The following is a 15,131-nucleotide window of genomic DNA, read 5'->3' as shown; positions in this document are numbered from 1 at the left end:
ACCTGAGGCTGCGTCGATGGGGCATGCTTGGGCCGCCGCCTACGCCGGCGAGCTCTCATGGCTTGATGAGGACCTCGCGGCAGCCAAGCTGCCATCACTGGCCACGTTTTAGGCGTGACGGCCTGAACTCACCCCTGAAAGGGGTCAGGGAAGCCCAGACAGGTGAGCGGCAAGTAGGCGGAATCGACGGATCTGCCGAACTCTGCTCTGTTCCGTCGCTGTTCCGTGAGAGCACCAAAAGCAGTAAGAAGTGACGTGAGACGCCCGCAAACGTAACCGCTGCTCAGCGACATGATCGAGCCGTTTCCGCAAGTGACGGCACCCGGCATCCGAGATCACCCAGATCTACGAGGGCAGGGCACACTCAGGGCACATGGGCACGAGAAACAGCGCGAAACGATGAGAACCAGTGAATGCCAAAAGACCAGCTCGCAACGCCTTCTAGTACTCCAGTGACACTTTGCGATCTTCGGCAGGCGGGGTCGCACGAAGACGGCCATCACGCGATCATTCGGAGTTTGTGAAGACACTCGAAGATCGCGTGATGGCCGTGGCCGACAGCGTAGACCCTGCTCGCCCTGGCCTTTCTGGCCGTGGTCGCCGCGGCCCAGCCAGTTACCGACGACCGGCATATAGCGCTGACGATGCCCGAGATCCGCCGTCTGCCGGCCGTACTCCTTCCGCCCGGCCCCGCCGGATAGCGGAGATCTTGCGCTGGTCACAGTGGCGACGCCGCCATCAGGCCATCGCCCGTCGATGCCACTACCAGCGCCGATCTCAACCCTGATCTCAAAATGTCACTGGAGTACTAGAGGTCGTGCCGCCGAGCAACTCGGCCACGCCTAAGCCCTCGTTCGCCTGGCTGGCCCGTATGCGCTGGAGCGCCTGGCCCAAGCCCATCCCGACGACCGCTCGATGATTGTCGAGGTGATCCGGGCCGCCAAATAGCGGGGTTTCGGTATTTTGTGTGAGGTAAGTCACATTCAGGGATTTGCGGGTTCTCGCCCGTCGGTGCACGTTCACGACTGTGATCTTTACCAGGCTTAACAAGGTCTCGAAGTTGCGGCATCGCGGCAGATCATTGCCCCGAGTAACTGGTAAGACACTTTTCTGTGTGTTGACCGTTCTTGTCATCTCGATCAACATCCACGGTGATCGTCCTCTTATTTGCTCTTTATCTGCTCTCTGACGCATGAAGGCCCCTTATCTGGGGTCTGCGTCAGCGTGCCTGCGGAAGGGTTCGGGATGCGGGTTCGGCGCGTGCGAGTTCGGCTGATGGCCCTGGTGATCGGGGTTGTGATGGCGGTTCTGATCTCCGGGGTGGGGGTTCCCGAACGTCTGACTCAGCCGGCGGCCGCGGCCGTTCCCACGTCGGATCCCGAGCCGTCGGTGGATGGACGTGCCGTACCGAAACCCAAGCTCGGTAAAGGTGCGGAGGAAAGCGCACCTGCGGTGGAGCGAAAGGATCCGGTGTGGCCCAAGCCGGGCAGCGCCGAGGTGGAGGTGAAATCCACTCTGGTGCGGGCCGGTGAGTTGCCGGTCCGGGTGGGCGCGGTGAAGTCCGGTGCCGAGGTCGGCACGGTGAAGGTGGAGACGCTGCCGGTCGAGGCGGTACGCAAGCTGGGCGGGGTGGGGGTGGCGGCCCGGTTCGAGCGGGTCGACGGTGGTGATCAACCCGGGAAGGTGCGGGCGGAGTTCTCCTACGCGAGCTTCCGTGACGGGTTCGGCGGTAACTTCGCCGGCCGCCTGCAAATCTGGCGCCTGCCCGCCTGCGCCGTCCAGACGCCGCGTCCGCGCGAGTGCGTGGTGCGCCCGCAGGCGGTGAAGGCGACCAACGACCTGAAATCCGGTGTGCTGGTGGCGGAGGTGGAGATCGGACAGGCTGCACCGGCCAAGGTCCCCGCTGCGCCGAAGAACGACGCGAAGGCCGCCGCGAAGGCGGCGGCCGAGGCGACGGCGGCCAAGCGGCTGGCCGAGGGTTCGGTGTATCTGATGGCCGCCGGGTTGACCGGCCCGGACGGCAACTTCGGCGCCACCGACCTCAAGCCGTCGGGCACCTGGCAGGCAGGCACCTCGGGCGGGTCGTTCAGTTACGACTACCCGCTGCCCGAAGCGCCGTCGCCGATCGGCAATGGCCCCGACCTGTCGCTGGGGTACGAGGCCTCTTCGGTGGACGGTCAGGGGTCGTGGACCAACAACCAGTCCGGGGTGGTGGGTGCCGGTTGGGAGCTGAACAGCGGGTTCATCGAGCGTAAATTCCGCCGCTGCATCGTGGACAACTTCTACAACGAGCAAGCTGACCTGATCTGGACGGCCGAGGAGATCGGCACCGCGGGCAAGGCGTTGTGCTGGGAGTCACCGGACGCCAACGACGGCGACGCGACCACCAACGACATGTCGCAGTCGGAACTGGTGCTCAATGTCGGTGGCCGGTCGGCGCAGATCGTCAAGGACCGTATCTCGGGGCTGTGGAAGACGGTGCCGGACTTCGGCTGGAAGATCGAGCAGTTGCCCGGTGGCGCCGACAGCCAGGCGTACTGGAAGGTGACCTCGGCCGAGGGGCAGGTCTCCCGGTTCGGTTACCGCAAGGACGCTCAGTGGCAGGTGCCGTATGTCGGCAACGAGTCCGGTGAGCCGTGTTACGACCGGTATATCGCCGATGCGATCCCGCCGACCTGTACCGGGGTGTGGCGGTGGAATCTGGACCAGTCGATCGATGCCAACGAGAACGTCATCGACTACACCTATAACCGGGAGACCAACTACTTCTGCCTGCCCAGTTGTCTGCATGAGGCCTATCGGGTGCTGCCGTATGACCGGGGCGGGTTCCTGGCCAAGGCCGAGTGGGGCCACAACACCCAGGTGGCCGGCAGTGTGCCGACCACCCGGACGAGTTTCACCACGTCCGATCGTGGGTCGACCGATGTGCCGACCGACCTCAAATGTGACGTTCAGGTGGGGTGTGCCAACGGTGCGATCGCCTTCTACTCCACCCGCAGGCTGGATTCGGTGCTGACCGAGTCGCTCAACCCGGCCACCAGCGCGTGGGATCCGGTGACCCGGCTGAACATGACCTACACGTGGGTCTACACCCGCACCGACTTCGGCGCGCCGTACGACCCGCTGCTGTGGCTGGACACGGTCCAGCAGACCGGTCTGGCCGGCGGGAGCATCACGCTGCCTGCGACCGACTTCGACGCGACCATGCTGGCCGGGAAGATGGTCTACGACGACATGTCCGACTGGACGGATCTGCTGTCGTGGCGGATGGTGCCGCGGATCGGCGCGATCGCCAACGGGATGGGCGGGCGGATCGAGGTCGTCTACGGCCAGGCCGACCCGTGTTCGGGCGGCAAAGGCCGCGACGGCACCAACTACTTCAACGACCACACGGGTGACTGCTACAAGATCGACATGAGCGAGGGGGGCAACGAGGCCTGGACGCTGTACTACAAGCAGCTGGTCACCAAGGTCACCGAACGCGACATGGTCGCCGCCTCCCCGGACATGGTCAACGGCTACGAGTATCTGGGCGGGCCGGGCTGGGCTTCACCAGTGGAGTACGCCCAGCCGGGGCTGGTGCCGCCGTCCACCGACTGGCGCGGGTACGCCACCGTACGCACCACCCGCGGATCCGGGTCGGACCCGGCGGACTTCACCGTCACCTCTGACACCTTCCTGCGCGGCATGGGCACCTCTGTCACCAACTTCGAGGGCACCACGGTCACCGACGTCAAAGCCCTGCAAGGCCAGGTGCTGCAGGAGCAGAGCTGGAAGCTGACCTCTTTGAGTCCGCGTACCTTCGCCGAGGTCGAATCGACCAGGTATGAGTACACGGTCCAGTCCACCGGCAGCGGCCCGGGGGTGCAGGACCCGGCGTTCGTGCTGCGCACCAAGGAACGCAGCCGCGAACAGGTGAGTGGCGGCACCTGGCGGTGGACCGAGTCACGCACCGCCTACAACGCCGACGGACTGCCCAACAAGGTCAACGACTACGGCGACACCGCGATCGCCACCGACAACACCTGCTCCACCACGACGTACGCCCGTAACGTCGCCGCCGGGCAGTGGTTCACCAACCTGCCCTCGACCGTCGAGCGGCGCTCCGGCGACGACTGCGCCACCGGCGCGGTGCTCGCCAAGAGCATCAGCCTGTACGACGGCGGCACCGACCCGGCGACCAACGCCCCCAGCGACGGCAACGTCACCGAGACCCGCACCTACGCGAGCGCCACCAGCGTCTCCACCACCAAGGCGACCTTCGACGACTACGGCCGGCCGCTGACCTCCACCGACGCGCTGAACAAGACGACCACCACCTCCTACAGCCCCGCGGTGGGATGGCCGCACGTCGGCGCCACCGTCACCAACCCGCTCGGCCACACCGTCACCACCACGTCCTCACACCTGAGCGGGCTACCGGCCTCGCTGGTCGACGCCAACAACAAGCGGCTGGAAATCGACTACGACGCGCTGGGCCGTACCACCACCCTGTGGGGTCCGGGCGAGCCACGCGCCGGCGGCACCCCGACCGCGACCGTCGCCTACGACGTCTCGGCCACCGCACCGGCCAGGACGACGATGCGCAAGCTGCTGTCCGGCACCGGAACGAACGCGAAGTATCTGACCACCTACTCCTACGACGACGGTCTGGGCCGGGCCCGCGAGGTCCAGTCGGCCTCCCCGGCGGGCGGGCGGATCGTCGTGGCCACCACCTATGACGCCCGCGGTCTGACCAGAGCTGTCACCCAGCCGGCCTACAACACCGGCGCGCCGGGCAGCGGGCTGCTCAACCCGGTGCTCACGGCCCTGCCGCAGTGGACCGAGACGCTGTACGACACCCTGCAGCGCCCCACCGCGGTGATCGAGCGCAGCCTGGCCGCCGAACTGCGCCGCACCACCACCGCCTACCCGGGCGCCGACCGGATCGAGGTCACCCCGCCGGTCGGCGGCAAGACCGCCACCGTCTCGGACGCGGCCGGGCGGGCGGTGAAGACCGAGGAGTGGAAGGACGCGGTCGTCCATCACGACACCGTCTACGGCTACGACGTCGCCGGCCAGCTGGCCAAGGTCACCGACGCCAATGGCAACGTCCGCACCTTCTCCTATGACTGGCTGGGCCGACGCACCGCCGCCACCGACCCCGACGCGGGCAGCGGCACCACCGGCTACGACGCCATGGGCCGGATCCTGTGGGGCATCGACGGCAACGGCACGAAGATCTCCTACAGCTACGACGACCTCGGCCGGCGCACCGCCCAGTGGGTCGGCGAGGCCGGCACCGGCACCAAGGCCGCCGAGTGGGTCTACGACACCCTCGCCAAGGGGCAGCTGACATCGGCCACCCGCTACGTCGGCGCCAGCGCCTACACCGACACCGTCACCGGCTACGACGACTCCTACCGGCCGACCGGCACCAAGCTCACCATCCCCGCCGCCGAGGGCGCGCTGGCCGGTGACTACGCCTTCACCGCCGGCTACGACCGGGCCGGTAACCTCACCGGGCAGGGTATGCCCGCCGCCGGTGGACTGTCGGCCGAGACGCTCGCCCTGTCCTACACCGATCTCGGCCTGCCCAAGACGCTGACCTCGAACCACGCTGGCTCCACCACCTACGTCAAGGACACGCTCTATTCGGAGACCGCCCGGGTCTCGGAGCGGCACTACGGCGCGAACGCGCAGGTGAAGCGGGCCTTCACCTGGGACACCTCGACCGGCTGGCTGTCGCGGCTGACCACCACCGCAAAAGCCGACACCGCCACCCCGGTCACAGCCCAAGATGATCAGGTCACCTACAACGCCGCCGGTGAGATCACCCGGATCCTGGACGCCGCCTCCGCCGTCCCCGGCACCACACCGGGCCAGTCCGAATGCTTCACCTACGACGGCCTGTCCCGCCTGAGCGCGGCGTTCACCACCACCACCGCCGCCTCCTGCGCCACCGGCCCCGCCACCGGAGGCGTCGACCCCTACAACCAGAGCTACACCTACGACGGCGTCGGCAACCTCACCGGCCTGACCGACGGGGCGACCACCGCCACCTACACCTACCCCGCCCCGGGCGCCTCGGCGGTACGGCCCAACGCGGTCACCTCCATCGCCCGCGCCGGCGGCACCGTCGGCACCGACACCTACGGCTACGACAACGCCGGGCAGCTGACCGCCCGCACCGTCGGCGGCAAACAGGGCACCTTCACCTGGAACCCGCTCGGCCAGCTGGACAAGGCCGTCATCGACGGCGCCGAGACCTCCATGGTCTACGACGCCGACGGCGAACGGCTGATCCGCCGCGAACCCGACGGCACCGCCACCCTCTACCTCGGTGCGATGGAGCTGGAGCTGTCCGGCGGGACGGTCAAGGCCACCCGCTACTACACCGGCCCGGACGGCTCCACCGTCGCGCTGCGCACCACGAGCGGGATCAAGTGGCTGGCCTCGGGCCTGCACGGCTCCACCCAGCTGGCCGTCGACGACGCCACCGGCCAGGTCGCCCGGGAACGCTACCTGCCCTACGGCCAGCGCCGCGGCTCCGACGACCTGCCCTTCACCGACCGCGGCTTCCTCGGCAAGATCGAAGACGACTCCACCGGCCTGAACTACCTCTCGGCCCGCTACTACGACCCCTCCATCGCCAAGTTCGTCTCCACCGACCCGCTGCTCAGCCTCGACAAACCCCAGTGGCTCAACCCCTACAGCTACGGGGGCAACAACCCGATCGGAGCATCCGACCCCACCGGGCTGCGCCCCGAGGCGCCCACCGGCAAGGCCGATCCCTGTTCCAAGCCCAGCAGCCGGGCCTGCAAGCTCCAGCGCAAGCAGCAGGCCGAGACCAACGCCGCCGCCGCGAAGGCCGAAGTCGACCGGCAGTTCAAACTGATGCTCGACGCGGTCCTGGCCCTGGCCAAGATCGCCGCCGACGAACTCGGCATCACCGCCGGCATCCAGTGCTTCACCACCGGCAACCTCGGCGCCTGCGGCGAAACCGCACTCAACATCCTCGGCTCACTCGCCGGCGGCCTCGCCGGAAAACTCGCCACCAAGTACGCCCTGCCCTGGAAATGGAAGAAGGCCTACGAGCTCGGCAAGAAGCTCTGGAAACACGCGGGCGACGCCATCAACGCCTTCAAGAGCTGGGTCACGGCCAAGGACAAACTAAAGATCGCCGAAAAGGCCAGGGAGACCGCGCAGAAGGCCTACGCGGCATGCGGAAAGCCGAGCAGTTTTGTGCCCGGCACCAAGGTGGTGATGGCCGATGGCACCGAGAAACCCATCGAACAGGTCAAGGTCGGCGACAAGGTCATCGCCACCGACCCCGAGACCGGCACCACGAGGGCGAAACCCATCATTGCGCTCATCACCAGCAAGGGTGTCAAGAACCTGGTGCAGATCACCGTCGACACCGACGGCGACAAGGGCAGCGCCACCGGCGTGGTCATCGCCACCGACGAGCACCCCTTCTGGGTCAGCGATCAGCGCGCCTGGGTGCAGGCCACCAAACTCCAGCCGGGGAAATGGCTGCGAACCAGCGCCGGTAACCAACTCCAGGTCGTGGGAATCGCGAAGTGGACTACTGGCTACCAGCGTGTTCACAACCTCACAGTTGCGGACATTCACACGTACTACGTGGCAGTCGGAGGAGCGGACACTCTTGTCCACAACGCACCCTGCCCTCATGATCTCGACGGAGTCGATCATGCCCTTGACAGGCATGGTCACGACTCCTATGGAGCGAGCGATGACGGGGTATGGGATGAAGGAATCGATGAAAATGTGCTTGGCGAACTCGCCCGTGAGACCGAAGGAAAAGTAGGCAAATATCAGAAGAAGTACGGAACCATCATCTATTATGTGGACGCGGGTAGGATCATCGGCAACACGAAGCGTAGGGGCGGTAAGCTGAGCACAAGATACGCGGTCGTTCGGGATAAGCAGGGCCGCCTAGTCACCATGTATCCGGTGTAACGTATGGCGAGCATAAAAATGCAACTGCTGAGCGAGTTCCGCAGGCCACTTTCTGACGAGATATCCATCTCTCTCGATATCCTGCAGTCGATTCTTTTAGACAGGGAGACGTGCCCCCTCCTTATCCACATAGATGCGTATGGCGATACGGTATTCAACCGCTCGCAAATGGAGGCCATCATTTCGGAAATAGAAGGCCTGCTAAATTCCCCTCATCAATTCTCTCCTGAGCAGAAAATATTTCTCGATCATCTAAAGAACCTGTGCCTCCTAGGGGATGTTGGACCTCATCGCTATCTATGGATAAAAGGGATGTAACGTTTCGACGCAGTCAAGCGAGTGGCTGACCGGCAGGCAATCACGTCGACGATGGCGAGGTTCGGGTCGCTGTAGACGGTGGAGTGGGGCGACTCCGGTGTCCTTCATCCTGGCGGGGGCATCGGTCCAGCAGGCGGGCGGATACAGGAACCGGTTGACGAAGGCATGACCGGCATCAGAGGCGTAGGTGAGCATGGGAAGCACCTGGCAGTTCTCGATCTGCCCGGTGGCGCCGCAGTGCTGCGGTGCCACCCCGACCGATGTAATACGGCTCTTCGATTTTGAGGGTGAACATCCCCCTCAAAATCGAAGAGCCGGTAAACTGAAGGCCGAGGACGTGCCTGAGATCAGACTGGTTGAGCGTGATGGCAAACTATTTACCCTTGACAATCGACGCCTACTCGCCTTCCAGAGAGCTGGAGTTGCCATCCGATACCGTATGGCGACCCCAGCCGAGATTCGGCGCGATCGATTTAAGTTCACCACCAAGAATGGCGGCACCTCCATCAGGGTTCGCAAATAAGAAGATTCCAAATGACAAGAAATCAGAGTCGAGGAAACATGGAAGATCTGAACGATGAAAGTGATCAGGTTGAGTCACGCATGGATTTAGCATCCTTCATCTTGCAGCTTGGAAAAGATCTGAAGTCCCGGCCGGAGGACTGGGAAAATGTAACTCTCACGTCGTATCTTGATGCGCTGGCCGCATGGACTGCGGATATGGAAGGTTACTTCACATCGAAGGGAGAGGCTGTTCCTGAACTCCCCACATGGCAACTGTTCGCCATGATGCTGAAAGCTGCCGCAAGGTACGAATGATCCGGTTAGGTGATCTCAGCGACTTTCACGTCAGGTACTGAGCCGATCGTAAGTTTTGGGACTACTGGTTCAGGCGCCGATGTAGGCCAGGTGAGGGTCGGTGAAGAAGGCCTGGACGATGTCGGAGCGCTTTTGCAGCCGGTGCATGCCGCTGTGCATGGCCGCGGCCAGTTCGTGCTCGTCGGCGACCGCCTCACGGGCCGCCCGGGCCTTGATGTTCTGGCCGACCCACTCATCGGGGTTGAGATCGGGCGCGTAGGCGGGCAGGAAGAACAGGCGCAACCGGCCGCCGGTACGCGCGACAAAATCACGGACCGCCCGGGCGGTGTGGATCGAGGAGCCATCGACGATCAGGAAGATCAGCCCGGTGACGGTCCGCAACAGATGCGCGCAAAACCCGACAAACGCCTACCGGTCCATCGAGCCGCGCCCCAGCCGGTAGCGCAGCGTGCCGTCTGCCCTTACCGCCGAGAACATCTTGACCGAGCAGCGGCCCGCGTCGGCCCTCACCTTTGGACAGGGCCGTCATCGACGGCGCCGAGACCTCCATGGTCTACGACGCCGACGGTGAACGACTGATCCGCCGCGAACCCGACGGCACCGCCACCCTCTACCTCGGGGCGATGGAGCTGGAGCTGTCCGGCGGGACGGTCAAGGCCACCCGCTACTACACCGGCCCCGACGGCTCCACCATCGCACTGCGCACCACCTCCGGCATCCAGTGCTTCACCACCGGCAACCTCGGCGCCTGCGGCGAAACCGCACTCAACATCCTCGGCTCCCTCGCCGGCGGCCTCGCCGGCAAACTCGCCACCAAGTACGCCCTGCCCTGGAAATGGAAGAAGGCCTACGAGCTCGGCAAGAAGCTCTGGAAACACGCGGGCGACGCCATCAACGCCTTCAAGAGCTGGGTCACGGCCAAGGACAAACTAAAGATCGCCGAAAAGGCCAGGGAGACCGCGCAGAAGGCCTACGCGGCATGCGGAAAGCCAAGCAGCTTCGTCCCCGGCACCAAGGTGGCGATGGCCGATGGCACCGAAAAACCCATCGAACAGGTCAAGGTCGGCGACAAGGTCATCGCCACCGACCCCGAGACCGGCACCACGAGGGCGAAACCCATCATTGCGCTCATCACCAGCAAGGGTGTCAAGAACCTGGTGCAGATCACCGTCGACACCGACGGCGACAAGGGCAGCGCCACCGGCGTGGTCATCGCCACCGACGAGCACCCCTTCTGGGTCAGCGATCAGCGCGCCTGGGTACAGGCCACCAAACTCCAGTCCGGCGCATGGTTGTGGACCAGCTCCGGTGACCAGCTCCAGACGGTGGGGATCGCGAAGTGGACCACGGGCCACCAGCGCGTTCATAACCTTACAGTTGCTGAAACCCACACGTACTACGTGCTGGCAGGGGCCACGCCGGTACTCGTACACAATGCCGGTTCGGATGATGACTGTATCCCCGGCTATGAAAACCCTGGCCACCATGACCCGCAGGGTGGTCCGAATCCGTATAATCCCAACAAGGGTGTCTTGCCAACTGACGCGGCAGAGCAGTTTCAAAACAGTACGCTTATAGACGGGGTGCGCTGGACAAAAATCGGCTCCGGCAAGAGAGCTGTCTACTATCGATATTCAAATGACGGACACGGGAATTGGCATTGGAGTGGAAGCTCTAATGGTGTCGATAATCGGGGCAATCCTGTAGAGATTCCCTTGAACCATATCCCTATTCAGATCCGGCGGAGGTAATGGTTGAGGTTCCTTGACGATAGTGGTCGAGTTGGGTTGCTTGTAAGCCCCGTCCTTGGCCACCGTATGTTTCGATTCCAGCTGGTCGTAGACGGCCAACTGGTGGGCGATCGGGATGGGTGTATCCTCGGGTCGGTGATGGCGCAGCTCAAAAATCGGCCGCATATAGACGATAAAAGGCTCGACATGCTGGATACCGATCCTGCCGAATTCATGGAGCTGCTTGCCGCCGACGAATTTCTCCACGACTCGACCATTATGTCGAGCGTAGAGTCACTGGATCGGTGGACAGTGTACAGTTATGTGCGCGCTGGGCTATTTATCATAGTGGCACAGGAAGTCGCAGGGCAGGACGCCAGTCCAATTTTCGTCGCAGGTGTCGATGAAGTCGAGTTCAACTCGATCGTTGACGCAGCTCGAAGGTATTGGCTGGAGTCTCAGTGAGGTGATCTCAGCAAGATCAACTCGGGCAGGTGGTGCTTGATGTCATCAGAATGACGCTGGCGGACATGAACCGGGATGGATCGCGATCGGGCCGTCCTCGGCCGCGACCACGGCGTCTCCCGCGCCACCGCCTACCGCTACCTCGACGAGGTCATCGACGTCCTGGCCGACCAGGCACCCGACCTGCACCAAATATGGTGTTCAGGAACCCTGCTGAATCTACGCTCTTCTGCGAGTTCGATGCGGTCCTCAGTGCTGATTTCTGGCCAGCACTTTGCGCTCTTGCGCAACTACACGGCGATGACCGGATCCAGCTCCTGGTTCTCGATCCTGATGGAGACTCGTACTATGCTCCGGAGTACAACATGTATCCGGCAACCTCGATAGCCCTCACCTCAAGTGCGAATGAGTACTGGGAGGTAATAAGCGAGGAACCTTCCGGCGATGATACCGGCGCAATCGTTTTCTCGGCAGAGGCCATCGCATTGACGGGGGTCTCCGGAGAGTGGGAGTGCTGGGGCGAGAGGAGTTTCTGACCTACGGTGTTTTCGTCCGAAGCGGTACGACGGGCACTGCCACGTCAAGAGGATGTCGAGAACGGCCTGGCGGCTCCGTCTCAGGGGCGGATGTGGCCACCGTGGCCGTACCACATCAAGGAGACCCGGCATGACGATCCAGCGGATGGACAACGTCCTCATCGTTGTCGACGACCTTGACGCTGTTATCTCGTTCTTCGTCGAACTTGGCATGGAGCTGGAGGGCAAGGCGCCGATCGAGGGACGTTGGGTGGAGCGTGTCATCGGGCTCGACGACGTCCGGCAGGACATCGCAATGCTGCGGACCCCGGACGGCCACGGCCGAATCGAGCTGGCGATGTTCCACACGCCGAAGGCGATCAGCGCCGAGCCGAAGGACGCACCGGCGAACACGCTGGGCATTCGTCGCGTCATGTTCGCCGTCGACGACATCGAGGACGTCGTTGCCCGCCTGCGCACCCACGGCGCCGAACTCGTCGGTGAGCTGGCGCGGTACGAGGACAGCTATCGGCTCTGCTACGTCCGCGGCCCCGAGGGCATCATCGTCGGACTGGCCGAACAGCTCGGCTGAAGGCTGCCGTGCACCTAAAGAACCATCCGGGCACCCGCGCCCGGGAGGTGCGCCGGACCGCCGGTCGCGTACGCACCCGCGAGTCCACCGCCACCCCTGACGGCCAGGTACCCCGTGCCACTCAAACTTCGATGGCACGAACCTAATGATCGTCAAGGTTCGGTGGCGCAGGACATTGGTGCGGGCGTTCGCCGATCGTCGGGCGGGAGAGCCGATTCACGGGTCGCCGACCTGAGGTTTCGGTAGTCCCCAAAACCGGGGCGGGGTTGTCGTGATCGCTCCTGGCGGCGCACTGCCGGTTTTGTCAGAGCCCTGGGCCTTTACTCCATCTCCAGTCGTAGTTTTTCCGGCCATACGATGTCGGGGCGGATGATCTTCATCCCGTCAATGGTCTGCCCGAGGGGAAACCCTCATCGCATGTCATGAAGTAGCCGCACTTCGCGCGGAGTGCGGCTGCCAGATGCAGTGCGTCGGTCGCGCCGAAGGGTTTCGAGCACAGCCGTCGACGCTCTGACCGCCCAGCCAGTCCGGTGCGATCCCCAGCAGCTCTGAGACCGGTGCGGGTGTTGTCGGTTCTTCGGGGAGGGGCTCCAGGTGTTCGATATCGATCTTGATCACCTGTCCGCGGTCGTTGCGCCACACCGTCCCACGAGCCAGTACTCGTCTGCGCCACATGCTTTCAACGACGGTCTGCATCTCGGCGGGGAGCCGTCCGGGAACGGCCCGTCGCGTTGAGGGGTCGAACAGGCTCACCGAGGACACGCCCTTGTTCAGACGACGCACGCTCATCTGGTCGATCCAGCCGGCTACCGACCCGAGGGAGACCTGCGTTCCGGTCATGGCGAGCCGGGCATGCTCCCGGACCGGTTCGGATACCGGAAAATGTCGCTCGCGCCGTGTCGTCGTCGGCTTCTCAACGGTAGGGGGCAAACAGCACGTGAGCATCATGGACCGTTGTCCGAGTCCGGGTGACCGCTTCTGCCAAAAGGGCCTGACCTTGGGACAGACTCGGGGTCTGCGCCCAAGATCAGTACATCGGCGCCGGGCTGTCAGGTGAGTTCGAACCAGATGACGGTTCCGGTTAGGTCGCGGTGGAAGCCCCAGCGGGTGGCGAGTTCGTTGACGAGGAGGAGTCCGCGGCCGCCGGTGGCGCTGAGGTGGGGGTTTCTGACGCAGGGGATCTGTGCGGAGCCGGGATCTTGGATGGTGATGATGACGCCGTGCGGGGTGAAGGCCACTGTGACGACGAACTCCCGTGGCCGGTCGTTCGGTGTGGTGTCCGTGGTTCCGGCGCCTGAGGTTTCGGTGTCGGTGGGTTCGGCGTCTGCCGGTTTGGCGTCGGTGCGACCGGCTGAGTGTTCGATGGCGTTGGTGGCCAGTTCGGCGGGGGCGTCGGCCTCGATGAGGCTGATGCGCTGCCGGTAGCGGGTGGGGGAGAGGGCCCACCAGTTCGCGGCCGGGATCGCCAGGTCAGCGGTGGCCGACCTGGCGAGCTGGAGCCGAGCCGCCCCGAAGTTCCAGGTCCATCACGCGGAGCTGTTAACGACGCGCGAACGGTGACCCCCTGACGACGCCTGGGTTCTAGTGCTTGTCGCAACACACCTGATCATTAGGGGCGTGTTGATGGTGAGGCGAGGACCCAAGCGCAGGTTGGATGTCGAGTCGGAGTACTGGGCGACGGTCTGTCCGGAACCCTCGTAGCACCCCAACCACGGCCGGATAGGCGACGGTTGATTACGCGAGGTCGCCAGAGTGGCACCCCATCATGTGGCGCCGCCGATCCACCCCGCCGCTGTAGATCCGCGGCCGATGTCCGTCCCCTCGCGCAGGGCGGTCACGTCACGTGCGCTCGATCGGCAGGGCCGGGCTGGTCGGGTGTTCCGTGGCTGGGCCAGGCGACGTCGTCAACCGCCAGAAACGGCTCGTGGGCCACGGCCGCGGGGGTCACCCCGGCGAACTCCATGACGTCCCGATGCAGGTGGGACTGGTCGGCGTAGCCGCCGTCCGCCGCGACCCCGGCAGCGTCGTGCCCCGCGGCCAGGCGGTGGGCGGCATGGTCGAAGCGGACCAGCTTCGCGGAGCGCTTAGGCGGCAGGCCGATCTGCGCGTGGAATCGCGACCACAGGCGCTTGCGGCTCCAGCCGAGCTCGGCCGCCAATCGCTCCACCCGAACCAGGCCGCGGCTGACCACGATCCGCTGCCAGGCCCAGGCCACCTCCGGCTCGACCGGCGACCCCGCCTCACGCCGACGGGCGAGCAACGCCTCGATCAACGCGAAGCGATCCTGCCAGGAGGAGACCTCGCCCAGTTGCTCGCTGATCCGTGACGCCTGCCTGCCCCACAGGTCGTCCAGCGTCACCACGCAGCCGTCCAGCTCGGCCGGGTCGACGCCCAGAATCGCGCGGGCGACCACAGGGGACAGGCGCATCTGAACACACGCGATGTTCTGGCCTCGCACCCACACCGCGCCGCCGAGCCCGAGCCCGGCGACAAGACTTCCCCGGTGCTGCCGCCCGGCGACGTCCTCAACGACGGGCGAGCCGGCCCCCAAGTCCAGAACCAGCGTCACAGCCGGGTGCGGAATCATCCGGTGACCCTCCGGAGCCATGCCCCGGTCACGGAAGCCGGCCATGGTGACACCCGCCACCCGGCTGCGCCGCACTGAGGATGCGACGTCCCACATAACGGCATCGTCACGTTCGCGCACAGTGGACCGCATGCTCCCATGCT

11 protein-coding genes and 3 pseudogenes are annotated in these 15,131 nt (G+C 64.7%); 8 read left to right on the top strand and 6 right to left on the bottom strand.

From position 1 onward, the window contains the following. Positions 1–569: 569 nt before the first annotated feature. Positions 570–787 (top strand): annotated as a pseudogene (locus tag ACQP0P_RS43905) (IS701 family transposase); the annotation flags it as partial. Positions 788–789: 2 nt separating this feature from the next. On the opposite strand, the gene ACQP0P_RS43900 reads toward ACQP0P_RS43905, so the two are convergent. Then, on the bottom strand, positions 790–1,146 hold the full coding sequence (locus ACQP0P_RS43900; RefSeq protein ID WP_433367961.1) for a hypothetical protein: 357 nt from the start codon (positions 1,144–1,146) through the stop codon (positions 790–792). 306 nt (positions 1,147–1,452) lie between these two features. Between ACQP0P_RS43900 and ACQP0P_RS43895 the strand changes: the two genes are divergently transcribed. Continuing rightward, positions 1,453–7,962: a polymorphic toxin-type HINT domain-containing protein gene (locus ACQP0P_RS43895; RefSeq protein ID WP_433367959.1), complete on the top strand. Its 6,510-nt coding sequence runs from the start codon at positions 1,453–1,455 to the stop codon at positions 7,960–7,962. Between the two features lie 408 nt (positions 7,963–8,370). Here the strand turns inward: ACQP0P_RS43895 and ACQP0P_RS43890 are convergent. Next, positions 8,371–8,541: pseudogene (locus ACQP0P_RS43890) on the bottom strand (transposase); the annotation flags it as partial. Between the two features lie 300 nt (positions 8,542–8,841). Here ACQP0P_RS43890 and ACQP0P_RS43885 point away from each other — a divergent pair. After that, entirely contained in the window at positions 8,842–9,099 is a 258-nt protein-coding gene (locus ACQP0P_RS43885) for a DUF7660 family protein (RefSeq protein ID WP_433367956.1), read from the top strand. Positions 9,100–9,168: 69 nt separating this feature from the next. On the opposite strand, the gene ACQP0P_RS43880 is transcribed toward ACQP0P_RS43885, so the two are convergent. Next, a complete protein-coding gene (locus ACQP0P_RS43880; RefSeq protein ID WP_433367954.1) occupies positions 9,169–9,480 on the bottom strand; it encodes a transposase in 312 nt (103 codons plus the stop codon). A 167-nt stretch (positions 9,481–9,647) separates the two neighbouring features. Between ACQP0P_RS43880 and ACQP0P_RS43875 the strand changes: the two genes are divergently transcribed. The 5 genes and pseudogenes from ACQP0P_RS43875 (at position 9,648) to ACQP0P_RS43855 (ending at position 12,401) form a co-directional block, all read left to right on the top strand. Further along, a complete protein-coding gene (locus ACQP0P_RS43875) occupies positions 9,648–10,850 on the top strand; it encodes a polymorphic toxin-type HINT domain-containing protein (RefSeq protein ID WP_433367951.1) in 1,203 nt (400 codons plus the stop codon). A gap of 135 nt (positions 10,851–10,985) precedes the next feature. Further along, a complete protein-coding gene (locus tag ACQP0P_RS43870) occupies positions 10,986–11,294 on the top strand; it encodes a hypothetical protein (RefSeq protein ID WP_433367948.1) in 309 nt (102 codons plus the stop codon). Between the two features lie 96 nt (positions 11,295–11,390). Next, a pseudogene (locus tag ACQP0P_RS43865) lies at positions 11,391–11,501 on the top strand (IS5/IS1182 family transposase); the annotation flags it as partial. Beyond that, positions 11,489–11,830, top strand: a complete 342-nt coding sequence (locus ACQP0P_RS43860; RefSeq protein WP_433382519.1) for a hypothetical protein — start codon at positions 11,489–11,491, stop codon at positions 11,828–11,830. The pseudogene ACQP0P_RS43865 and the gene ACQP0P_RS43860, both read left to right, overlap by 13 nt. Positions 11,831–11,975: 145 nt before the next feature. After that, positions 11,976–12,401 (top strand): VOC family protein, encoded by a 426-nt coding sequence (locus ACQP0P_RS43855; protein ID WP_433382408.1) that lies wholly within the window; start codon positions 11,976–11,978, stop codon positions 12,399–12,401. 420 nt (positions 12,402–12,821) lie between these two features. Here ACQP0P_RS43855 and ACQP0P_RS43850 read toward each other — a convergent pair whose 3' ends face one another. The 3 genes from ACQP0P_RS43850 to ACQP0P_RS43840 all read right to left on the bottom strand — a co-directional run bounded on the left by ACQP0P_RS43850 (position 12,822) and on the right by ACQP0P_RS43840 (position 15,120). Then, positions 12,822–13,349: a hypothetical protein gene (locus tag ACQP0P_RS43850; protein WP_433367945.1), complete on the bottom strand. Its 528-nt coding sequence runs from the start codon at positions 13,347–13,349 to the stop codon at positions 12,822–12,824. A gap of 101 nt (positions 13,350–13,450) precedes the next feature. Next, the gene (locus ACQP0P_RS43845; RefSeq protein WP_433367942.1) at positions 13,451–13,639 is read right to left on the bottom strand and encodes an ATP-binding protein; all 189 of its coding nucleotides are present in this window, start codon (positions 13,637–13,639) and stop codon (positions 13,451–13,453) included. Between the two features lie 596 nt (positions 13,640–14,235). Next, entirely contained in the window at positions 14,236–15,120 is an 885-nt protein-coding gene (locus ACQP0P_RS43840) for a helix-turn-helix domain-containing protein (protein ID WP_433367939.1), read from the bottom strand. Positions 15,121–15,131: the final 11 nt, after the last annotated feature.

The organism is Streptosporangium sp. CA-115845, from assembly GCF_050943795.1.
Lineage (GTDB): Bacteria > Actinomycetota > Actinomycetes > Streptosporangiales > Streptosporangiaceae > Streptosporangium.
This window is presented reverse-complemented; position numbering and strand designations above follow the sequence as displayed.

Bases quoted from the DNA above. Each gene is read 5' to 3' on its own strand.
- ACQP0P_RS43900 (WP_433367961.1), bottom strand. From the start codon at position 1,146: ATGTTGATCGAGATGACAAGAACGGTCAACACACAGAAAAGTGTCTTA.
- ACQP0P_RS43885 (WP_433367956.1), top strand. From the start codon at position 8,842: ATGGAAGATCTGAACGATGAAAGTGATCAGGTTGAGTCACGCATGGAT.
- ACQP0P_RS43875 (WP_433367951.1), top strand. From the start codon at position 9,648: ATGGTCTACGACGCCGACGGTGAACGACTGATCCGCCGCGAACCCGAC.
- ACQP0P_RS43860 (WP_433382519.1), top strand. From the start codon at position 11,489: ATGGTGTTCAGGAACCCTGCTGAATCTACGCTCTTCTGCGAGTTCGAT.
- ACQP0P_RS43855 (WP_433382408.1), top strand. From the start codon at position 11,976: ATGGACAACGTCCTCATCGTTGTCGACGACCTTGACGCTGTTATCTCG.
- ACQP0P_RS43850 (WP_433367945.1), bottom strand. From the start codon at position 13,349: ATGATGCTCACGTGCTGTTTGCCCCCTACCGTTGAGAAGCCGACGACG.
- ACQP0P_RS43840 (WP_433367939.1), bottom strand. From the start codon at position 15,120: ATGCGGTCCACTGTGCGCGAACGTGACGATGCCGTTATGTGGGACGTC.